The 20,760-nt window shown below is 68.0% G+C and carries 21 protein-coding genes; 15 read left to right on the forward strand and 6 right to left on the reverse strand.

Going from position 1 to position 20,760, the window contains the following annotated elements; translation table 11 throughout:
• From ASE48_RS25130 to ASE48_RS25140, 3 genes are read right to left on the reverse strand one after another with little or no spacing between them, the layout of a single operon-like run.
• Complete coding sequence (locus tag ASE48_RS25130) at positions 1-1,602, reverse strand: amidohydrolase (RefSeq protein ID WP_057169859.1); 1,602 nt, start codon at positions 1,600-1,602, stop codon at positions 1-3.
• A complete protein-coding gene (locus tag ASE48_RS25135; RefSeq protein WP_057169860.1) occupies positions 1,599-2,612 on the reverse strand; it encodes an agmatine deiminase family protein in 1,014 nt (337 codons plus the stop codon). The genes ASE48_RS25130 and ASE48_RS25135 overlap by 4 nt, the downstream gene beginning before the upstream one ends.
• Positions 2,609-3,589: a nitrilase-related carbon-nitrogen hydrolase gene (locus tag ASE48_RS25140; RefSeq protein WP_057169861.1), complete on the reverse strand. Its 981-nt coding sequence runs from the start codon at positions 3,587-3,589 to the stop codon at positions 2,609-2,611. Before ASE48_RS25140 ends, ASE48_RS25135 begins: the two co-directional genes overlap by 4 nt.
• 79 nt (positions 3,590-3,668) lie before the next feature.
• Between ASE48_RS25140 and ASE48_RS25145 the strand changes: the two genes are divergently transcribed.
• The 14 genes from ASE48_RS25145 (at position 3,669) to ASE48_RS25210 (ending at position 16,002) form a co-directional block, all read left to right on the forward strand.
• The gene (locus ASE48_RS25145; protein ID WP_057169862.1) at positions 3,669-4,265 is read left to right on the forward strand and encodes a TetR/AcrR family transcriptional regulator C-terminal domain-containing protein; all 597 of its coding nucleotides are present in this window, start codon (positions 3,669-3,671) and stop codon (positions 4,263-4,265) included.
• Between the two features lie 103 nt (positions 4,266-4,368).
• The gene (locus ASE48_RS25150) at positions 4,369-5,727 is read left to right on the forward strand and encodes an LLM class flavin-dependent oxidoreductase (RefSeq protein ID WP_057169863.1); all 1,359 of its coding nucleotides are present in this window, start codon (positions 4,369-4,371) and stop codon (positions 5,725-5,727) included.
• A 9-nt stretch (positions 5,728-5,736) separates the two neighbouring features.
• Positions 5,737-6,804, forward strand: coding sequence for an ABC transporter substrate-binding protein (locus ASE48_RS25155; RefSeq protein WP_057169864.1), 1,068 nt, complete (start codon positions 5,737-5,739; stop codon positions 6,802-6,804).
• 18 nt (positions 6,805-6,822) lie between these two features.
• Complete coding sequence (locus ASE48_RS25160; protein ID WP_057170029.1) at positions 6,823-7,692, forward strand: ABC transporter permease; 870 nt, start codon at positions 6,823-6,825, stop codon at positions 7,690-7,692.
• A complete protein-coding gene (locus ASE48_RS25165) occupies positions 7,668-8,444 on the forward strand; it encodes an ABC transporter ATP-binding protein (protein WP_057169865.1) in 777 nt (258 codons plus the stop codon). Before ASE48_RS25160 ends, ASE48_RS25165 begins: the two co-directional genes overlap by 25 nt.
• Before the next feature lie 117 nt (positions 8,445-8,561).
• Entirely contained in the window at positions 8,562-9,713 is a 1,152-nt protein-coding gene (locus ASE48_RS25170) for a YeiH family protein (protein WP_057169866.1), read from the forward strand.
• A 16-nt stretch (positions 9,714-9,729) separates the two neighbouring features.
• On the forward strand, positions 9,730-10,674 hold the full coding sequence (locus tag ASE48_RS25175) for an ABC transporter substrate-binding protein (RefSeq protein ID WP_057169867.1): 945 nt from the start codon (positions 9,730-9,732) through the stop codon (positions 10,672-10,674).
• Between the two features lie 21 nt (positions 10,675-10,695).
• Positions 10,696-11,376, forward strand: a complete 681-nt coding sequence (locus tag ASE48_RS25180; RefSeq protein ID WP_057170030.1) for a queuosine precursor transporter — start codon at positions 10,696-10,698, stop codon at positions 11,374-11,376.
• A gap of 74 nt (positions 11,377-11,450) precedes the next feature.
• Positions 11,451-12,110: a 5-oxoprolinase subunit B family protein gene (locus ASE48_RS25185; RefSeq protein WP_057169868.1), complete on the forward strand. Its 660-nt coding sequence runs from the start codon at positions 11,451-11,453 to the stop codon at positions 12,108-12,110.
• Positions 12,111-12,171: 61 nt separating this feature from the next.
• Positions 12,172-13,050, forward strand: a complete 879-nt coding sequence (locus ASE48_RS25190) for a 5-oxoprolinase/urea amidolyase family protein (protein ID WP_057169869.1) — start codon at positions 12,172-12,174, stop codon at positions 13,048-13,050.
• Positions 13,051-13,100: 50 nt separating this feature from the next.
• Positions 13,101-13,643: a GNAT family N-acetyltransferase gene (locus ASE48_RS25195; protein ID WP_057170031.1), complete on the forward strand. Its 543-nt coding sequence runs from the start codon at positions 13,101-13,103 to the stop codon at positions 13,641-13,643.
• Positions 13,644-13,832: 189 nt separating this feature from the next.
• The gene (locus ASE48_RS25200) at positions 13,833-14,981 is read left to right on the forward strand and encodes a uroporphyrinogen-III synthase (protein WP_057169870.1); all 1,149 of its coding nucleotides are present in this window, start codon (positions 13,833-13,835) and stop codon (positions 14,979-14,981) included.
• Positions 14,978-15,688, forward strand: a complete 711-nt coding sequence (locus ASE48_RS25205; RefSeq protein ID WP_057169871.1) for a sirohydrochlorin chelatase — start codon at positions 14,978-14,980, stop codon at positions 15,686-15,688. Before ASE48_RS25200 ends, ASE48_RS25205 begins: the two co-directional genes overlap by 4 nt.
• 50 nt (positions 15,689-15,738) lie before the next feature.
• Positions 15,739-16,002 (forward strand): transcriptional repressor, encoded by a 264-nt coding sequence (locus ASE48_RS25210; RefSeq protein WP_057169872.1) that lies wholly within the window; start codon positions 15,739-15,741, stop codon positions 16,000-16,002.
• Here ASE48_RS25210 and nirD read toward each other — a convergent pair.
• Positions 15,968-16,339: a nitrite reductase small subunit NirD gene (gene nirD / locus ASE48_RS25215; RefSeq protein ID WP_057169873.1), complete on the reverse strand. Its 372-nt coding sequence runs from the start codon at positions 16,337-16,339 to the stop codon at positions 15,968-15,970. The two genes, ASE48_RS25210 and nirD, sit on opposite strands and share 35 nt — an antisense overlap.
• Positions 16,336-18,897, reverse strand: a complete 2,562-nt coding sequence (gene nirB / locus ASE48_RS25220) for a nitrite reductase large subunit NirB (protein ID WP_057169874.1) — start codon at positions 18,895-18,897, stop codon at positions 16,336-16,338. The genes nirD and nirB overlap by 4 nt, the downstream gene beginning before the upstream one ends.
• A gap of 150 nt (positions 18,898-19,047) precedes the next feature.
• Between nirB and ASE48_RS25225 the strand changes: the two genes are divergently transcribed.
• Positions 19,048-19,884: a hypothetical protein gene (locus ASE48_RS25225; RefSeq protein ID WP_057170032.1), complete on the forward strand. Its 837-nt coding sequence runs from the start codon at positions 19,048-19,050 to the stop codon at positions 19,882-19,884.
• Between the two features lie 61 nt (positions 19,885-19,945).
• Here ASE48_RS25225 and ASE48_RS25230 read toward each other — a convergent pair whose 3' ends face one another.
• On the reverse strand, positions 19,946-20,704 hold the full coding sequence (locus ASE48_RS25230; protein ID WP_057169875.1) for an isocitrate lyase/PEP mutase family protein: 759 nt from the start codon (positions 20,702-20,704) through the stop codon (positions 19,946-19,948).
• Positions 20,705-20,760: the final 56 nt, after the last annotated feature.

Raw genomic sequence — 20,760 nt, forward strand, 5'->3', positions numbered from 1 at the left:
TCAGCCTTCCCTCGGGTAAACCGGTCGCCCTTGCAGGTAGGTGGCCCGGACAGTGACGGCCGGCAGCTCAGGAGCCGCGGTCGTGGTGGGGTCGGCGTCCAGCCAGACCAGGTCGGCACTGGAACCGGGGATCAGCTTCCCCCAAGCTGTTTCGGCGAATGCCTGATGGGCGACACCGGCCGTGTACGCGGACAGCGCGGTCTCGATGGGCAGGATCTCGTGCGGTGTCCAGCCACCGGCGGGGGTGCCGTCCTCGGTCTGGCGCGACACCGCGACCGCGATACCGTCCAGCGGCGCACCAGAGGACACCGGCCAGTCGGACCCGAAAGCTAGTGCGGCGCCGGATTTTTCCAGGGATCGGATGCGGTATTGCCGCTCGGATCGTTCGGCGCCCAGTCTCGGTACGGTGAGTACCGTCATCAACGCATCCAGCTGGGCCCACAGTGGCTGCATGTTCGGGATGACGCCCAGTTCGGCGAACCGGCCCAGATCGGCATCGTCGACCAGCTGCGCGTGCGCGATGACGGGCCGGCGGTCACGCGGACCGTTGGTGCGCACCACGTGTTCGATGGCATCGAGGGCTTGGCGCACCGCGGCATCCCCGATGGCGTGGATGTGGATCTGCAGCCCGAGGTCATCGACCCGCTGCGCGGCGCGGGCCAGCGAATCGCCCTCCCACAGTTGCATACCGTGGCTGTGCAGTCCGGAACAGTACGGCGCAAGCAGCGCACCCGTCTCGTTCTCCACGACCCCGTCGGCGAAGAATTTCACCGTGTCGGCCGACAGCAGCGGTGAGCCGACGCCCCGGACCCGGTCACGGGCGTCGGCGAAATGCGTGACCTGCGTGTCGAAATGCCGCGGATCGGCGTAGAGCGCCAGATTGAACCGCATCCGCAGCGCACCGGCTCGGGCCGCGGCGATGTAGGTGTTCACGTCGTCGGGCTCGACCCAGGCGTCCTGCACCCAGGTGACGCCGCGAGCCAGGTAGTAATCGGCCGCGGTACCGAGCGCGGCGATGCGCACGGACTCGTCGCGTGCGGGCATCACCGCGGCGACCAGATCGGTCGCACCCCATTCCCGCAGGGTGCCGAGCACCGAACCGTCGGCGCGACGCGGGATCTCACCGAGGACCGGATCCGGGGTGTCTGCGGTGATGCCGGCCAACCGCAGCGCCGCGGAGTTCACCCAGAACGTGTGGTAATCCCAGGCCCGCAGGACCACCGGCCGGTCCGGGACGGCGGCGTCGAGCCAGCGCGCGTCGAAGAGCCCGCCCTCGACCAGGCTGCCGTCGTAGGAGGCGCCGACGATCCACTCCTGGTCGGGGTGGGCATCGGCATAGGTTTTGACCGCGGCGACGATCTCGTCGACCGACGTGCAGGGCCGCACCTGCGGGCCCACCGACTCCAGTCCCCCGTACAGCGGATGCGCGTGCCCGTCGCCGAAGGAGGGCATCAGAAAACCGCCCGCCAGGTCGACCCGCTCATCGGCGCCGGACGCGTGCGCCTGCGCACCGACCGCGACCACGAGGCCGTCGCTGACGAGCAATGCGTCCGTGGTGTCGGTGCCGGTCCAGATGGTGCCGCCGGAGAACAGGATGCTCACAGCGCCGCCCGCCGGGGGGACGGCTGCTGCTGGGTGATGCAGTGGACACCGCCGCCGCGGGCGAACAGCGGGCGGGCATCGACGGACATCACCGTGCGGCCCGGGTACTGCTCGGCGAGAATGGCCGCGGCGTCCGCATCGCGCGGATCACCGAAGCTGCAGGCGATCACGCCGCCGTTGACCACGAGGTGGTTGATATAGCTGTAGTCGACATACCCCTCATCATCGGTGAGGGTATCCGGTGCGGGCATCTCGATGATCTCGAATCGGTCGACGAGTTTTTCCCGCAATTCCCGGCACACCGCGGTGTCGGGGTGGGCGCCGGCGGTCTGGGTGTGCAGCAGTAGACGGCCCGGGGCGGTGAACGCGGCGACGATGTCGACATGGCCGCGGGTGCCGAAACGTTGCGAGTCGCGGGTGAGTCCGCGCGGCAACCACACCATCTCGGTGGCGCCGATGGCGCGGGCGAGTTCGGCCTCGACGTCCGACCGGCTCAGGTCCGGGTTACGGCCGGGGTCCAGCTGCACCGTGTCGGTGACGAGCACGGTGCCGTGTCCGTCGACCTGAATTCCGCCGCCCTCGTTGACAAGTGGCGAGGACACCAGCGGCACTCCGGCCGCCTCGGCGATCAGCGCGCCGATCTTCGCATCGCGGTCCCAGCGCGCCCAGTCCTGCCCGCCCCAGCCGTTGAAGACCCAGTCCACCGCGGCCACCGAGCCATCCTCGGCGTGCACGAACGTCGGGCCGATGTCGCGCATCCAGGCGTCGTTGAGCGGCGCTTCGATTATTTCGATGTCCTGGGAGACATAGCGTTTGGCGGCGTCGATCTCACCGGGATCCACCAGCAGGGTGACCGGTTCGAATTCCGCGATCGCGTGCGCCACCGCCGCCCAGGTGGTGCGCGCCTCATGGTGTTCTGCTTCGGTGTCGCCCAGCGAGTACCCCGCGGACGGGTAGGCCATCCACACCCGGTCCTGCGGTGCGAGTTCGGCGGGCATCAAGTAGCTCACTTGACGACCGCCGTGGCGTCGTGACCCTCGCCGTACGGACGTCCGGTGTCCACCGCAGCGGTCAGCCCGCCATAACTGTCCGGGCGCCGGGTCAGCAGGAACGGGAAGAGCTCCAGCCAATCCCGGCGCTGATCCAGATCCAGGTCGGCGATCAGCACCGCTTCCTCGTCACGCGGCGCCTGCACCAGCACCCGTCCGTACGGATCGGAGATGAACGACGAACCGTAGAACGACAGCGCGCCCTCGTTGCCGGTGCGGTTGGGCACCACCATGAACAGGCCGCTGTTGATGCCGTTGGCGACGATGACCTGCTGCCACAACGGCTGGGTGTCCAGGTCGGGGAACACCGGCTCGGATCCGATGGCGGTCGGATACACCACGACCTCCGCGCCGCCCAGCGAGTAGTTACGGGCGACCTCGGGGAACCATTCGTCCCAGCAGGTGGGCATTCCGATGCGGGCATCGAGGCCCTCGGGTGCGTAGACGGGGTACCCATCGTCCGGGGGCCCGGCCCGGAAGTAGGTGTCCTCGTAGTAGCCGGCCGAGATGGGGATGTGCATCTTGCGGGTCCGCCCGACCAGGTCGCCGGACGGCGAGACCAGGATGGCGGTGTTGTAGCCCAAACCATCTGCGGCCGGCGCCTTCTCGTACAGCGAGGCATGCACGAAGACCTCGTTGGCGCGCGCGGCCTCGGCGGCCAGTGCGAAGGTCGGTCCGCCGGTGAGGTCCTCGGCGCCGTCGCCGGGGTTCGGGCCGGCGGGGGTGTCGGCCGGGTAGCGCAGCAGGGTGATCTCCGGCAGGAACACCGCGGTGGCGCCCTCGCCCGCGGCCCGGTCGATGCCGTCGCGCAGAACCCGCGCCAGTTCGGCGGCGTCCGCACGCCAGCGGTGCTGAACCAGTCCCACCCGCAGCGGCGGCCGCTCGGAGGCGTGGGAACGTGACAGTGGTGCGGCCGCTCCGGCAATCAGGGTGCGCATGTCTACTCCTAAAACGAATACAATTCGTTTATTGTGTGACCCAACCCACTTTTCCGCAAGTGCTACAGGAGCAAGCCGTATGGGACGACCGAAGGTGGCGATCCTTTCCACTGACCTGATCGCCACGGCCGCAATGGATCTGGTCAGCAGGCAGGGTGGTTTCACCATTCCCGAATTGGCCCGCACACTGAAGGTCAGCCCGTCCTCGCTGTACAACCACGTCTCCGGGCGCGAGCAGATCATCGAACTGCTCCGCGAGAAAGCCATGAGCGAGGTCCGGCTGCCCGACCTGGCCGGACCGTGGATCGACGTGGTCGGCGACATCGTGCGGTCCTACTACCGCAGCTACGCCCGCTATCCCCGGCTGATCCCGCTGATGACCGCATATCCGGTCGGCAGCCATCAAGCCGTCGCGATGTACAACGCACTGGCCGTCACCCTCAGCGGGGCCGGCTTCAACGCCGAGGACACCCTGCGCATCATCACGCTGATCGACAGCTTTGTGCTCGGCTCCGCCCTCGACGTGGCCGCACCCGCCGCTCCCTGGGGCGACGGTCCCGAGGCCGGACCGGAACTGGCCGAAGCGCTGGCCACCGGGTCTGCGAAGGCAGATCGACCCGGCGACGCCTTCGAATTCGGCCTGGCGGTGCTGCTGCGCGGACTCGGTGCGCCGTAGAAAAATTTCGCTGATCGTAACTGTTCTCGCATCGGGCCCGGGCACGTCGAATGGAACTCGACTGTGAACACCGAACCCGAAACTGATTCGAGGACGCTTCACCATGGCAGCGCAGCCACGACAACTGCACCTGAACGCTTTCCTACGCAATATCGGCCAGCACGAAGCGGCGTGGCGACTGCCCGAGACCCGGATCTCTGGCATCACCGACATCGACCACTACATCGATCTCGCCCGCATCGCCGAACGCGGCAAGCTGGATGCGATCTTCTTCGCCGACCACCCGGTGCTGAAGGGCAAGACCGAGTTCCGCCCGTTCGATGCGCTGGATCCGTTCACCTTGGTGACCGCGCTCTCGGGCGCCACCAGCCAGATCGGCCTCGTCGCCACCGCGTCGACCACCTACAACGACCCCTACAGCCTGGCCCGGCGGTTCGCGACCCTCGACCACGTCAGCAAGGGCCGCGCCGGATGGAACATCGTGACCACCGCCAATGCGGACGCCGCGGCCAACTTCGGGTATCCGAACCACCCCGATCCCGACCATCGGTACCGCCGGGCCGATGAGTTCCTCCAGGTGGCGCTGCGGTTGTGGGACAGCTGGGAAGACGACGCCATCGTCGGTGACAAGGACGCACCGCGGTTTGTCGACCCCGACAAGATCCACCGGATCGATCACGTCGGCGAGCACTTCTCGGTGACCGGGCCGCTGGAGGTACCGCGGTCACCGCAGGGCCACCCGGTGCTGTTCCAGGCCGGATCCTCGGAGCCCGGCAGGGAATTCGCCACCCGCTACGCCGAGGCCATCTTCACCGCCCAGCCCACCATCGCCGAGGGGCGCGAGTTCTACTCCGACGTGAAGACCCGGATCCGCAAGCACGGCCGCAACCCCGATGAGGTGCACATCCTGCCGGGGTTGTCGGCGGTGATCGGCGGTACCGAAGCCGAGGCGCACGCGCTGAAACGCCAACTCGAGGACCTGACCGTGCCCGATTACGGACTCGAACAGCTCAGCAGCATCGTCGGTTTCGCGGTCACCAAGGACGACCTGGACCGGCAGCTGCGTTTCCCCGAGAACGAAGACGCGAACACCCATTTCATCAAGAGCCGCTACGCCCTGATCAAACGCCTGGTGCAGACCGAGAACCTCACGGTGCGGGAACTGCTGCTGCGGCTCAGTTCAGGGCGCGGGCACCGCCTCATCGCAGGTACCCCGGAGCAGGTGGCCGACGACATCGACGAGTGGTTCACCACCGGCGCCGCCGACGGTTTCAACCTCATCCCGCCGGCACTGCCGTCCTCGCTGACGGCCTTCGTCGACCAGGTGGTCCCGGAGTTGCAGCGGCGCGGCCTGTTCCGCGACGAATACACCGGCGCCACCCTGCGCCATCATCTCGGCCTCTCGCGGCCGGCCAGCCGATTCACCACCGGGGCGCGCACCGCCGCACCGGCAGCCAGCTAGGAGTCCGACATGCGCACGTTGTCCACCCTGTTCCGAGTAGCGGTCGTCACCGCGGTGACCGCCGGGACGCTGACCGCCTGCAGCTCGGCCGAACCCGATACCGCAGGCGGTGCGGCGCTCACCCCCGACGCCGCCCTACCCATCGACGTGCCGGCCGGCACCAAGCTCGTCGTCGCCGATGACGCCAACCGCCTCAAGACGCTGTTCGCGCTCTCCGGCGAGCAGGAGTTGCTCAGCGCCGATGTCAGCTACGCCAACTTCAGCAGCGGGCCGCTGCGACTGGAGGCGATCCGCTCCGGTAACGCCCAGCTCGGCCGGGTCGGCGACGTGCCGCCCATCCTGGCTCAGTACTCCGACGCCGGGGTGCCGATCGTCGGCGCGGTCCGATACGACGGCCCCGGGGCGACGCTGGCCACCGCCCCCGATTCCGGTATCGAGAAGCTGGAGGATCTGCGCGGCAAGAAGATCGCGATCAACGAGGGCACCGCCCAGCAGGCGATCGTGTTGCGCAACCTCAAGTCCGCAGGCCTATCCATCAAGGACGTGCAGCCGGTGAACCTCGGGCTCGCCGAATTCGCCGACGGTCTGCGCGCCAACCAGGTCGACGCCGCGGTGCTCAAGCAGCCCGACCGGTTCCGCTACCTGGCCTCCACCGAGGGCAAGGGCAGCAAGGAGATTCCCAACGCTCCGGGCGCCAATCCAGGCCTCTACTACGTGTACGCCAGCAATGACGCGCTCGGAAATGCGGCCCAGGCGGCCGCGATCCGTGAGTTCGTCATCCGCTGGTACCGCGCCGAGAAGTGGCTGAACGAGCACAAGGATGTCTGGGTGCAGGAGTATCTGATCAAGGATCAGAACGTGACGCCCGAGGACGCGAAGGTGATCGCGGAGTCCGACGGCTTGAGCAGCGTACCCGGATTCACCGACGAGACCATCGGCATCCAGCAGGAGACCATCGACCTGTTGCAGAGCGCGGGGGCATTCGCCGGAGAAGACCTGAAAGCCAAGGACGAGTATGACTTCCGCTTCGCGGACCTGACGCTGGATGCCCCGCTGCCGAGCCCGGCGAAGCAGTAGCCGAATCGGGGGACGATGATGACCAGCATTCAGACGGCCGCGCCCGGCAAGGACACTGCCGCCACGGCGCAGAGTTACCCGAACCTGGAGCACCGCTCCGGGACAACCCGCGGCAAACGCCTCGGGCCGGGCCGCAACATCCCCGCCGCCCTGGCCATCGGGCCGTTGTTGCTGGTGATCATCTGGTTCGTCACCTCCGAGCTGGGCATCCTCGATCCGGGCACACTGCCGCATCCGTTCGAGATCGCCCGCACCGCAAGCGAACTATGGGCCGACGGCCGGCTACCCACCAACATCCTCGCCTCCCTGAAACTCGCCTCGGTGTCCCTGGTGATCGGTGTGACACTCGGATTGGTGCTGGCGCTGATCTCCGGGCTCAGCCGTATCGGCGAAGCCATCGTCGACGGGCCCATCCAGGTCAAGCGTGCGGTGCCGACGCTGGCGATCATCCCGCTGGCCATCATCTGGTTCGGCATCGGCGACACCATGAAGATCATCATCATCGCCACCAGCGTGCTGATCCCGGTGTACATCAACACCACCGCACAACTCAAAGGCGTGGATCTACGCCACGTCGAGCTGGCCGAGACCGTCGGGTTGTCCCGGACCCAGTTCATCCGCAAGGTCGCCATTCCCGGTGCGCTGCCGGGCTTCTTCACCGGCCTGCGACTGGCCGTCACCATTTCCTGGACGGCTCTGGTGGTCGTGGAGCAGGTCAACGCGACCCAGGGCATCGGCTACCTGATGACCCAGGCCCGGCTGTACGGCCAGCTCGACATCGTGGTGGTCGGCCTGGTGGTGTACGCGGTGTTCGGGCTCACCGGTGACTACATCGTCCGCGCCATCGAGAGGAGGGCCCTGTCATGGCGACGCGCACTGGGGAACTGACCCGCGACGAAACCGCCTCGGGCTACGGCGATCCCGTGGCGGTGGTACGCGAACTGACCCGGTCCTTCGGTGACAAGGCCGTCCTGGACGCGGTGAACCTCACCATCCACCAGGGCGAGTTCGTCGCCCTGCTGGGCCGCAGCGGTTCCGGCAAGAGCACCCTGCTGCGAGCGCTGGCCGGACTGGACCACGGCGTCGCCGGCGAGGGCGATCTGTTCGTCTCCCGCGACGTCTCGGTGGTGTTCCAGGATTCCCGGCTGCTGCCCTGGGCCCGGGTGCTCGACAACGTCACCCTGGGCCTGTCTGGACGCGATGTCGCGCAACGTGGTTCGACGGTACTCGCCGATGTCGGACTACCCGGCCGGGAACGCGCCTGGCCCTACGAGCTGTCCGGGGGCGAACAACAACGCGTCGCGCTGGCCCGCTCGCTGGTGCGCAACCCGGCGCTGCTGCTGGCCGATGAACCGTTCGGCGCGCTCGACGCGCTGACCCGGATCCGGATGCACGCACTACTGGAAGACCTCTGCGCCAAGTACCGTCCCGGCGTCCTGCTGGTCACCCACGACGTCGACGAAGCGGTCACCCTGGCCGACCGGGTGCTGGTGCTGGACGACGGACGGTTCGTGGCCGACCGGCAACTCGATTTCCACGAGTCCGATTCTCACGGGGCCGGAGAGCGCACGTACCGCAATCCGCAGTTCGTGGCCCACCGCGAGGCCCTGCTGAGCGCGCTCGGCGTCCAACAACACTGACGTACCACGAGCATTGAGAGGTTCGATGAAACTGAACGAGGACTGGTTGGCCGTCATCGTCGGACTGGCGCTGCTCGCCCTGGTACTGGTCGGCGCCATCCCGGGCAGCGTGATCCCGTGACCGACACCGAGAACACCGAGACCGAAGAACGCACCGACCCACGAACCGGGCGCCTCGGCTATGCCGTCGCCGGTGTGCTGGTCGTGATCGCTCTCGGCGCGGCCACCCGGTTCCTGGAGCAGGAGGTTCCGGGCTGGGCGGCCGGGACTTCGCTGGCCAAGGTCGCGAAGTCCATCGAATTCCCGGTCTACGCCATCGCTTTGGGCCTGATCGGCAACTTCGTGCTGTCCAAGCTCGCGCTGCGCGACGCGCTGTCGCGGGGGTTCCGCACCGAGTTCTTCATCAAGACGGGTCTGGTGCTGCTCGGCGCATCGATCAACCTGAAGATTCTCGTCACCGCCGCGGGCCCCGCCATCATCCAGGCGCTGCTGTTGATCAGCATCGTCTTCGGCTTCACCTGGTGGCTGGGCGGCAAACTGGGCCTCGACGACAAACTGCGCGCGCTGCTGGCCTCCGCGGTATCGATCTGCGGGGTGAGCGCGGCCATCGCGGCCGCCGGTGCGGTGCAGGCCAAACGCGAGCAGCTGGCCTACGCCGCGTCGCTGGTGATCATCTTCGCGCTGCCATCGATCTTCCTGTTGCCTTGGCTCGCCTCGGTTTTCGGGCTCCCCGACGCGGTGGCCGGCGCCTGGATCGGCGGCAATATCGACACCACCGCCGCGGTGGCGGCCGCCGGCGCGATCGCCGGCGAGGACGCGCTGCAGATCGCCACCATCGTCAAGACCACCCAGAACGCCTTGATCGGTGTGGTCGCGATCGCGCTGACCGCGTACTTCGTGCTGAAGGTGGAGCGCAAGAGTTGGGCCGGGGCGAGCGACGCGACGGGAGATGATTCTGCGGCGCGGCCGTCACTGCGCGAGTTCTGGGACCGCTTCCCCAAGTTCGTGCTGGGGTTCATCGCCGCGTCCGTCGTCGGCACGCTGTACCTGCAGTGGGGTGGAGACAAGGCCGATATCGCCACCATCAACGATCTGCGGACCTGGTTCCTGATCTTCGCCTTCGTCGCCATCGGGCTGGAGTTTTCGCTGCGCGGCCTGCGTGAGGCGGGCTGGCGCCCGATCGCCCTGTTCGCCTCGGCGACCGTGGTGAACATCGTGGTGGCCCTCGGCCTGGCGCTGCTGCTCTTCGGGAACTTCAGCGTCAGTTAGCGGTTACGCTCACCGCGTGCCGACAAACTGGTCCCGGCGTGCTTTCCTGATGGCGCTTGCCGCCGGCTCCGCGGCCGCGGTGACCGCCTGCAGATCCGACCCGCCGGGCGCCATCGCAGACGACGGCTCCGTCACCGTCGACCACGCCTTCGGCGAGACCAAGGTGCCCGCGCCACCCACCCGGGTGGTCAGCGCCGGGCTCACCGGTCAGGACTGTCTGCTGGCCGTCGGCGTGGTGCCGATCGGGGTCACCGAATGGTTCGGCGGGCAGCCGTTCGCGGTGTGGCCGTGGGCGGTCCCCGCGCTGGGCGCGGCTCAGCCGGCGGTGCTCACCCTCGACGGCGGCATCAACTTCGAGGCCATCACCGCGCTCAACCCGGATCTCATCATTGCCACCAACGCCGGCCTCGACCAGGACACCTACACCCGGCTGTCCAATGTCGCGCCGACCATCGCGCAGGCCGGCCAGGACGCGTTCTTCGAGCCGTGGAAGGACCAGGCCACGGCGATCGGTGCGGCGGTGTTCAAGCACGATCAGATGCAGCAGCTCATCACCGATATCGACACCCGGTTCACCACGCTGGGCACCGAGACCCCGGCGTTCAAGGGCAAGCGGGCGCTGCTGCTGCAGGGCAGCCTGGACGACGGCGGCCTGGTGACCACCCCGGCCGGCTGGCGCACCGAATTCCTCACCCAGATGGGCTTCGAGATACCGGAGGTCGACGCGACGGTGCCGCGCGACCGGATGGCCGACGTGCTGGGCGGCGCGGACGTGCTGATCTGGACCGCCGACGACGCGGAGACCGCGGCGCTGGCCGCCGACCCGATCATCGCCGAACAGGGCCCGCGCAATGTCTTCACCGGCCGTGACCTGGCGGCGGCGATCGCGTTCTCCTCGCCGCTGTCGCTGCCGCTGGTGGCCGATCAGCTGCCACCGATGCTGCGCACCGCACTGGCCTGACAAGATATCCGGGTGAGCAGCCTGACCGACTCCCCCGAACAGCGACCGTCATTTGCCCAAGTCGGTTCGGCCTACTATCCGGTTCTCGTCGCGGTCTTCACCGCCCTGGTGATCATCTCCAACGTCACCGCCACCAAGGGCGTCGCGTTCGGCCCGATCATTACCGACGGCGGCTTCATCGTCTTCCCGCTGACCTACGTGATCGGCGACGTGCTCTCCGAGGTCTACGGCTTCAAGGCCGCCCGCAAGGCGATCCTGCTCGGTTTCGGGATGAACGCCCTGGCCGCGGCGGCCTTCTGGGTGACCATCTATCTGCCCGCCGCCGACTTCTACGTCAACCAGCCGCACTTCGAGAACGTCGTGCACGCCTACACGCAGCTGATCGTGGCCGGGTTGGCCGGCTTCCTCGTCGGCCAGACCATCAACGCCTGGCTGGTGGTGAAGATCAAGGAACGCACCAAGGAGAAGCACCTGTGGGCCCGGCTGATCGGCTCCACCTTCGGCGGCCAGCTCGGTGACACCCTGGTGTTCTGCGCCATCGCCGCCAACGCGATCGGGATCACCACCTTTCACGATTTCGTCGTCTACACCGCCCTGGGCTGGCTGTACAAGACGGTGATCGAGATCGTCATGCTGCCGGTGACCTACCGGGTGATCGCGGTGATCAAGCGTCGCGAGCCGACGTACCAGCCCGCTGTATGAGCCGCGCTTAAGGCTCCTCTGGCAAAGCTCGCAGACCCCTCGAGAATTAACTTACTCGGCGGTAGCTTCGGTAGATGAGCCTGACAACGGAAATCAAGGCGCCCGGCGCACTGGGCACCGTTCACGACTATGGCGACCAGGCGCTGCTGCTCGAGTTCGACAGCACCGCGGATGTATTGGCCTGGACCGACACCCTGCAACGGGCCGGCCTGCCGGGCGTTCTCGATATCGTGCCTGCCTCCCGCACCGTGCTGGTGAAGCTCGACGGGCCGCGATATCTGGCGCCGACCCGGCAACGGCTCGGAAAACTGAGCCCGGAGCAGTCCATCGCCGAGGGCACGACGGCCGACGAGCCCGATGCGGTCATCGAGGTGACCTACGACGGTGCCGACCTGGACGCCGTGGCGGAGCTCACCGGGCTGAGCACCGCCGAGGTGATCGCCGCCCACACCGGCACCCTGTGGCGGGTCGGATTCGGCGGCTTCGCACCGGGATTCGCGTATCTGGTCGGCGGCGATCCCCGCCTGCAGGTACCGCGGCGCGACGAACCGCGCACCCGGGTGCCGGCCGGATCGGTGGCCCTGGCCGGCGAGTTCAGCGGCGTCTACCCGCGCGAATCCCCCGGCGGCTGGCAGCTGATCGGCCGTACCGACGCCACGCTGTTCGACGTCACCCGGGAGAAACCCGCCCTGCTGACACCGGGTATGACCGTCGCGTTCCGGGAGGTCTCATGAGCGACGCTTGCGGAGCGAATCAACAATCGTCATGCGAGACCCGAGCCTGCGAGGAGATCTCATGAGTATCACACTGGAAGTCCTGCGCACCGGGCCGCTGGCCCTCGTCGAGGATCTCGGTCGGCCCGGCCTGGCCCACATGGGGGTGACCCGCTCCGGAGCGGCCGACCGCCGGGCACACACGCTGGCCAACCGGCTGGTCGCCAACCCCGGCGAACGGGCCACCGTCGAGGTCACCTTCGGCGGCTTCTCCGCGCGGGTGCACGGCGGTGACGTCGCCATCGCGGTCACCGGCGCCGACACCGACCCCGCCGTCAACGGAGTTCCGTTCGGCACCAACAGTATTCACTACGCGCGCGACGGCGAGGTGATCTCGCTGGGCTCCCCGCACTCCGGGTTGCGCAGCTACCTGGCGGTGCGCGGCGGCATCGACGTGGAGCCCGTGCTCGGGTCACGCAGTTATGACGTGATGTCCAGCATCGGACCCGCGCCGCTGCAGGCCGGCGATGTGCTGCCCGTCGGTGACCACACCGCCGACTTCCCCGAACTGGACCAGGCACCCGTCGGCACCATCGAGCCCGACATCCTGGAGCTGCAGGTCGTACCCGGCCCGCGCGACGACTGGTTCGTCGACCCGGACATCCTGATCCGCACCAACTGGCAGGTGACCACTCGCAGCGACCGGGTCGGGATGCGGCTGGTCGGCATGCCGCTGGAATACCGCTGGCCCGATCGGCAGCTGCCCAGCGAGGGCGCCACCCGCGGAGCGATACAGGTCCCGCCCAACGGATTTCCGGTGATTCTGGGACCGGATCACCCGGTGACCGGTGGCTACCCGGTGATCGGGGTGGTGACCGACGAGGACATCGACAAGCTGGGTCAGACCCGGCCCGGCCAGACGGTGCGGCTGCACTGGTCGCGGCCCCGCCGCGACCACTGATTGGTGGTAGAAACGCAGTTGTGCGCAGTCACACGCAGGGGCAGGGTGCGGTGCGGGAGGTCCACACCGCCCGACTGATCCACACCGCCGATCTGGACGCCGAGACCCGCGCTGACGCCCACCGGATGGTCGTCGACGCGTTCGCCGGTGACTTCGACGATGCGGACTGGGAGCACGCGCTGGGCGGCATGCATGCACTCATCGGGCACCGCGGCGCCATCATCGCGCACGGGTCGGTCGTGCAGCGCCGGTTGCTCTACCGCGGCACGGCACTGCGCTGCGGGTACATCGAGGCCGTCGCGGTGCGTGAGGACTGGCGCGGGCAGGGGCTGGCCACCGCCGTCATGGATGCGCTCGAGCAGGTGCTGCGCGGCGCCTACCAACTGGGCGCCCTGGGCGCGTCGGAGGCCGGGCTGGCGCTGTATCTGCCGCGGGGCTGGCAGCAGTGGAACGGACCGACCTCTGTGCTGGCGCCGACGGGCATCACCCGCACCCCCGACGATGACGGCGGCGTGTACGTGCTGCCGGTCAACGTCGACCTGGACACCTCCGAGGACCTCGCCTGCGACTGGCGCGACGGTGACGTCTGGTAGGCCGGCACCTCACAGGCAGGCGCCGTTGGTGGTGAGCGGAAGTTCACTGCCGGGTTATCGCGAGCAGCGACTGTGCAACATTGCCCTTCTAGCCTCTGACCTCATGCACAACGCGCACCGGCCCAGTGCGACACCGCCACGCAATCGCCAGGTAACACCGGAGAAACATGCACTGAATAGACAGGGCAAATGACCGAACCTGATTGGGCGCCGCTCACCGGGTTCCGCGTCGCAGTGACCTCGGCCCGGCGGTCCGAGGAGCTGAGCGCGCTGCTCACCCGACGCGGCGCCGCGGTGACCAGCGCCGCCGCCATCACCATGGTCCCGCTGCCCGACGACGACGAACTGCGGACCAACACCGCGGCCCTGATCGCCGAACCCCCCGACATCGTCATCGCCACCACCGGCATCGGGCTACGCGGCTGGATCGCCGCCGCCGACGGCTGGGGGCTGGCCCACGAACTGACCGCGGCGCTGGGCAACGCCCGCATCGTCTCCCGCGGACCCAAGGCGACCGGCGCGCTGCGCGCCGCCGGACTGCCCGAGGAGTGGTCCCCGGAGTCGGAGTCCTCCCGCGAGCTGCTGCACTACCTGTTGGAGGGCGGCATCGTGGGGATGCGGGTCGCCGTCCAGTTGCACGGCACCAATGACGACTGGGACCCGTTCCCGGAGTTCCTCGACGAGCTGCGCGCCGCCGGCGCCGATGTGGTGCCGATCCGGGTGTACCGGTGGAATCCGGCGCCCCGCAACGGCCCGTTCGACCAGCTGGTCCTCGGTATCGCCGAACAGCGGTTCGACGCGGTCAGCTTCACCTCCGCGCCTGCCGTGGCGGCGCTGCTGCTGCGCGCCCGCGACCTCGATGTCGAACCCGCCGTCCTGGAAGCGCTCCGCACGAACGTGCACGCGATGTGCGTCGGACCGATCACCGCCCGCCCGCTGGTGCGCCTCGGCGTGCCGACCTCGGCGCCGGAGCGGATGCGCCTGGGCGCGCTGGCCCGCCACATCACCGATGAGCTGCCGCTGCTGCAGTCCCGCCGGATGCGGGTCGCCGGGCACCTGCTGGAGATCCGCGGCACCTGCGTGTTGGTCGACGAGGTGGTCAAGGAGCTGCCGCCGGCCGGGATGGCAACCATCCGGGCGCTGGCCCACCGTCCGGGCGCGGTGGTGTCGCGCTCCGATCTGCTGAGCGCACTGCCGGGCAGCGGCACCGACACCCACGCCGTCGAGACCGCCGTGCTGCGCCTGCGAACAGCGTTGGGCGACAAGAACATCGTGTCGACCGTCGTCAAACGCGGGTACCGGCTGGCCGTCGACGAGTTCCCGGCAGGTGCGGCATGAACCGGGACACCGCCGCCGTGCTGGTGGCGCACGGCACCCGCAAACCGGGCGGCGTCGCCATGGTCGAGGATCTCGCGCGGCGCGTCGGCGATGTGCTCGACCGTGAGGTGCATGTCGCGTTCGTCGACGTGCTCGGCCCGACCCCGACCGAGGTGCTCGACCGTCTTCCCCAGCACCGGCCCGCGGTCCTGGTACCCGCGTTCCTGGCCGGGGGCTATCACGTCCGCGTCGACGTCCCCGCCCATGTGGAGACCAGTACCCATCCGCAGGTCCTGGTGACCAGGCCGCTGGGCCCGTGCGCGGGGACCGTTCGGGTTCTCGCCGACCGGCTTTTCGAATCCGGATGGCGCCCTGGTGATTCCGTCATCCTGGCCGCGGCCGGGACCTCGGATCGCAGCGCACAGTCCGACCTGCGGCAGACCGCGGCGATGCTCTCCGCGCTCATCGGCGACCGGGTCGAACTCGGCTACGCCGCCACCGGTGCCCCGACGGTCGCCGACGCGGTCGCTGCCGCGCGCGCCCGCAGCGGCGGCGGGAAAATATGCGTGGCGTCCTACCTGCTGGCCGACGGACTGTTCCAGGACCGGCTGCGCGCATCCGGTGCCGACATCGTCAGCGAGCCGCTGGGCATCCACCCGGGCATGATCCGGCTGATCGCGAGCCGGTTCCGGCGCGCGCATGCCGCGCACCTGCCCCTGGCCGCCTGAGCTGAGCTGGCGATTCGGGGACGCCATGTTCCTCGGCTAATATCGCACAAATGGTTTCGCAGGGGGGAGGTGAGCAGTTGCGTGCGCAGCTGCTCACGATATTGCAGGATGCCGACCGCCCGATGACGACCGCGGAACTGCGTGACCACCTGCACACGCATTACGCTTCACGAGTGGTGATCGAGACCGTCTACCGCAATCTCACCGTGCTGCAGCGCCGCGACGAGGTGGAGCGGCGCCCGGGTGCCGGCCGCGACGCGTGCTGGGGCCCGACGGAGGCTACCCAGCGATCTGCACGTAACCGTCCGGCGTGACGCGGGTGCGGTAAACCTGTACCGAGATCTCCGGATCATCCAGGCAGACACCGTCATCGAGCGCAAATGCCTGCTTCTTGATCGGCGACTGCACGCAGGCGCGGCCGGCGCGGTCCCCGACGATGCCCCGGGACATCACGGCAGCACCGGAGAACGGGTCGATATTGCTCACCGCGTGCAGTGCACCGTCATCGAGACGGAACAGCGCAACCTGCACACCGCCGGGTAACAGCACCGCGACACCGCGGCACGGCAGCAGCCGGTCATACGCACACGCCGAGGTCCACTCCGAATTCCCCTGGGCGTCCATCTCTTTGCGATCGTCGAGCAAGGTCATGAGGCCTCCTGTGCTGGCATCTTCGGCATCCCGATCGGCACCTTGCGGCCGAACGACTCGGTGAACTCGATGGTCGGGTCCACGATGTCGGGGGCGTTGACGAACGAGACGAAACGCGACAGCTTCTCCGGGTCGTCCAGCACGCCCTTCCATTCGCAGGCGTAGCCGTCGACATGGCGGGCCACCGCGGCCTCGAATTCCTCAGCAAGACCCAGTGAATCGTTGCAGACCACGTCGCGCAGATGGTCCAGACCGCCGTCGAGGGCGTCCAGCCATGGCGCGGTGCGCTGCAGGCGGTCCGCGGTGCGGATGTAGAACATCAGGTAACGATCGATATAGCGGATCAGCGTCTCGTCATCGAGATCGCCGGCGAGCAGCTGGGCGTGCTTGGGGGTCATCCCGCCGTTGCCGGAAACGTAGAGATTCCACCCGGTTTCGGTGGCGATGACACCGACGTCCTTGCCGCGGGCCTCCGCGCATTCGCGTGCGCAGCCCGAGACACCCATCTTGATCTTGTGTGGCGCACGCAGACCCCGGTAGCGCAGCTCCAGGTTGATCGCCATCTGCACCGAATCTTGCTGACCGTAGCGGCACCAGTCGCTGCCCACGCAACTCTTGACGGTGCGCAGCGACTTACCGTAGGCCTGACCGGATTCCATGCCGCCTTCGACCAGCCTGCGCCAGATCTCGGGCAGCTGGTCGACGCGGGCGCCGAACATGTCGATGCGCTGGCCGCCGGTGATCTTGGTGTACAGGTCGAAATCCCGTGCGATCTCCCCGATCAGGATCAGCTGCTCGGGGGTGATGTCACCGCCGGGTACCCGCGGCACCACCGAGTAGCTGCCGTTCTTCTGGATGTTGGCCAGGAAGTGGTCGTTGGAGTCCTGCAGAGAGGCCTGCTCGCCGCCGAGCACATGGTCCGAACTCGTCGAGGCCAGGATCGACGCGACGGTGGGTTTGCAGATATCGCAGCCCTTTCCGGTGCCGAACTTCTCGATCAGACCGGAGAAGGTACGGATCTCGGTGGCGCTGATAATCTCGAACATTTCGGCGCGCGACTGACTGAAATGCTCGCACAGGGACTTGGACTGCTCGACGCCCTCGGCCTCCAGCAACTGCTTGAGCAGCGGGACACACGATCCGCAGGAGGTGCCGGCCAACGTGCACTTCTTCAGACCCGGCACATCGGTGCAGCCACCGCAGATGGCTTCCTTCAGATCGCCTTTGGTGACGTTGTTGCACGAACAGATCTGCGCGATGTCGGGCAGGGCGCCGACGCCCAGCGCGCTGGCTCCCTCGCCGTTGCCGGCCGGTGCGATGAGTGAGAGCGGATCGCCGGGCAGCTCACTGGCCACCATCGGCCGCAGCACACCGTAGGCCGACGCGTCACCGACCAGGATGCCGCCCAGCAGCGTCTTGGCGTCGTCGGAGAGCACCAGTTTGGCGTAGGTCTGCTTGACCGGATCGTTGACGACGACGTCCAGGCTGTTGGGCGTATGCCCTTTGGCATCACCGAAACTGGCCACGTCCACACCGAGTAGTTTGAGTTTGGTGGACATGTCGGCCTCGGGGAACTCGGCCGCACCGCCGAGCAGCCGGTCGGCGACCACTTCGGCGCTGGTGTAACCCGGGCCCACCAGCCCGTAGCAGCGGCCCTCGATGGCGGCCACCTCACCGACCGCGTAGATGTTGGGATCGCTGGTGACACAGGATAGATCGGTCATCACGCCGCCGCGCTGGGCCAGCTCCAGGCCGACCTCGCGGGCCAGCTCGTCGCGTGGGCGCACACCGGCGGCGAAGATGACGACACCGGCCTCGATGGTGCTGCCGTCGTTGAGCGTCACCCGCACCGCGTCATTGGACTGGGATTTGCGCAGCGGCTGGTTCTTCTGGGCGGGCTGGATGCTCTCGGTGCTCACGCCGGTGTGCACCTCGATGCCCAGGCCCCGGATCATCCGGGTCAGCACGGCGCCACCGGCCTCGTCGAGCTGGGCGGCCATCAGATGCGGCGACATCTCCAGCACGTGGGTGTCCAAGCCGAAACCACGCAACGCGTTCGCGGCTTCCAGACCGAGCAGCCCACCACCGATGACCACGCCGACCGGCGTCTTCGTCTTGGCCGCGGCCAGCGCGCCGTCCCGGATGGCGTCCAGGTCATCCAGCGTGCGGTAGACGTGGCACTGCGGCAGATCGCGCCCGGGTACCGGCGGCACGAACGCGTAGGAGCCGGTGGCCAGCACCAGGGCGTCGTAATCCAGGGACCGGCCGTCTGCCAACGTGACGGTCTTGGCGGCCCGGTCGATGCCCCGGGCCGCCAAGCCCAGATGCAGGACGACACCGTTGTCGCCTGCATAGTCATTGCCGGGCAGGGCCAGCTGAGAACGGTCCCAGTGCTCGGTGTAGCCGGTCAGGCCGACACGGTCATAGGCCGCGTCGGTTTCCTCGGAGAGCACGGTGACCCGCCAGGCGCGGTCGGTGTCGCGGGCCCGCAGCGCCTCGACGAAGCGGTGTCCGACCATGCCGTGTCCGACCACGACCACATGCTTGGCTGATTGCATACCGCGACGGTAGGGAGTCGATATTGCCGCAATGTCGCCTCGTGTGAATCGGCCGTCACGGTGTTCTCACATCGGGCATCGGGCGAGTGTGAGTGCGTCCCTCCCGGACCAACCGTCAGGTCTGTCGGTGTGCCGGCGGACACTGCCGGCATGCGGGATCCGTTCATCGGTAGCGAGGCATTGGCCGATGGCCGCCTGACGCGGCACGAATTGCGGACCCGTTTCGTCGCCGTGCACCAGGACGTCTACGTGCAACGAGGCACCCGTCCGACCGCTGTACTGCGCGCGAAAGCCGCCTGGCTGCGGTCCCGCCGTCATGGGGTGCTGGCCGGTTACTCGGCCGCCGCGCTGCACGGTGCCCGCTACATCGATCCAGGCCTACCCGCGCACATCATCGACACCAATCGACGTCCGACCCGAGGGATCACGGCCTGGGCCGATGCCATCGATCAGGACGACATCTGCGCGGTCGGCGACATGCGACTCACCGATCCGGCCCGAACGGCGATCGACCTGGCCCGTCGAATCAACGAAGACGACGCGATCGTGATCATCGATGCACTCGCCCGGGCAGCGCGACTGAAGACGACCGACATCGCGTTGGCCGCCGATCGCTTCGAGGGCTGGAAGGGCATCGTGCAAGCCCGCAAGACCATCGCCTTGGTGGACCCGGGGTCGGAATCCCCGCAGGAAACCCGGCTGCGACTGCTGATCGTGAGAGAAGGATTCCCGCCGCCCGGTACGCAGCATCCGATCTTCAACGAATACGGGGTACTGATCGGGGAGGCCGACATGGCCTGGCCGGAACTCAAGATCGCGGTCGAGTATGAGGGCCGGCACCACACCGATCCCGACCAGCTGCGCAAGGACATCGCGCGGATGGACGAGATGATGGAGATGGGCTGGATCGTGATCAGGGTGACGGCGCGCGATACACCCGCCGTCACGTTGCGAAAGATACGCCGGGCGTGGGCCTTACGTTCGTAACGCCATGGCGGTCCAAGACCGGAAATTCCGCCGTGACGTTACGAACGACCCCCATGCGGCGTCATTTCCAGGGCGCCACCAATTCGTTGATCCGTTCGGTCAGGGTGAACTGCAGGAACGGCCCGAAGCTGATCCGGCCGACGCCGAGCGGGCCGAAACGCGCCGGGTCGTCCTGGCCCGGCAGCGCGATCGCGTTGATCGGCAGCGGCAGCTCCTCGACGAGCCTGCGGTAGGTGTCGTCATCGTGGCGGCCCACCGGGTAGAGGCTGTCCGCGCCCGCGTCGGCGGCCAGCTTCAGCTTGCGCACCGCGCGCTCGAAACGGTCGGACTCGTCGCCGACCTCGCGCAGGAAGAGGTCGGTGCGGGCGTTGATGACCACATGCACACCGGCGGCGTCGGCGGCCTTGCGAAGATCACCGACGAGTGCGGCGTGATCCTCGTCGGAGCGGATGCGGCCACCCTCGGAGTGCACGGTGTCCTCGATGTTGAGTCCGACCGCGCCGGCGGCGAGCAGACCGTCGATCAACCGGGCGCCCGACTCGCCGTAACCCGACTCGATGTCCACCGAGATCGGCACATCGACGGCAGCGGTGATCTGCGCGACCCGGGTCAGCAGATCGTCGTAGCTCATGCCCTCGCCGTCGGGCTTGCCCACCGAGTCGGCCACCGGGTGGCTGCCGACCGTGAGCGCGGTGAAACCGGCCGCCACCACGGTTTTCGCCGACCATGCGTCCCACACTGTCGGCAGGATCGCGGGGTCGCCGGGGCGGTGCAGCGCGAGCAGCGCGGAGGCTTTCTGCTGAAGATCTTCGTTGGACATCGAAATCCCTTTCCTGGGCATAGACGTGATCTGTCTCACTCTCAAGTCCGTGTTGT

The sequence above is a fragment of the Mycobacterium sp. Root265 genome, from assembly GCF_001428895.1.
GTDB lineage: Bacteria > Actinomycetota > Actinomycetes > Mycobacteriales > Mycobacteriaceae > Mycobacterium.

Bases quoted from the DNA above. Each gene is read 5' to 3' on its own strand.
- ASE48_RS25140 (WP_057169861.1), bottom strand. From the start codon at position 3,589: ATGCGCACCCTGATTGCCGGAGCGGCCGCACCACTGTCACGTTCCCAC.
- ASE48_RS25145 (WP_057169862.1), top strand. From the start codon at position 3,669: ATGGGACGACCGAAGGTGGCGATCCTTTCCACTGACCTGATCGCCACG.
- ASE48_RS25150 (WP_057169863.1), top strand. From the start codon at position 4,369: ATGGCAGCGCAGCCACGACAACTGCACCTGAACGCTTTCCTACGCAAT.
- ASE48_RS25155 (WP_057169864.1), top strand. From the start codon at position 5,737: ATGCGCACGTTGTCCACCCTGTTCCGAGTAGCGGTCGTCACCGCGGTG.
- ASE48_RS25160 (WP_057170029.1), top strand. From the start codon at position 6,823: ATGACCAGCATTCAGACGGCCGCGCCCGGCAAGGACACTGCCGCCACG.
- ASE48_RS25165 (WP_057169865.1), top strand. From the start codon at position 7,668: ATGGCGACGCGCACTGGGGAACTGACCCGCGACGAAACCGCCTCGGGC.
- ASE48_RS25185 (WP_057169868.1), top strand. From the start codon at position 11,451: ATGAGCCTGACAACGGAAATCAAGGCGCCCGGCGCACTGGGCACCGTT.
- ASE48_RS25190 (WP_057169869.1), top strand. From the start codon at position 12,172: ATGAGTATCACACTGGAAGTCCTGCGCACCGGGCCGCTGGCCCTCGTC.
- ASE48_RS25200 (WP_057169870.1), top strand. From the start codon at position 13,833: ATGACCGAACCTGATTGGGCGCCGCTCACCGGGTTCCGCGTCGCAGTG.
- ASE48_RS25205 (WP_057169871.1), top strand. From the start codon at position 14,978: ATGAACCGGGACACCGCCGCCGTGCTGGTGGCGCACGGCACCCGCAAA.
- ASE48_RS25210 (WP_057169872.1), top strand. From the start codon at position 15,739: ATGGTTTCGCAGGGGGGAGGTGAGCAGTTGCGTGCGCAGCTGCTCACG.
- nirD (WP_057169873.1), bottom strand. From the start codon at position 16,339: ATGACCTTGCTCGACGATCGCAAAGAGATGGACGCCCAGGGGAATTCG.
- nirB (WP_057169874.1), bottom strand. From the start codon at position 18,897: ATGCAATCAGCCAAGCATGTGGTCGTGGTCGGACACGGCATGGTCGGA.
- ASE48_RS25225 (WP_057170032.1), top strand. From the start codon at position 19,048: ATGCGGGATCCGTTCATCGGTAGCGAGGCATTGGCCGATGGCCGCCTG.
- ASE48_RS25230 (WP_057169875.1), bottom strand. From the start codon at position 20,704: ATGTCCAACGAAGATCTTCAGCAGAAAGCCTCCGCGCTGCTCGCGCTG.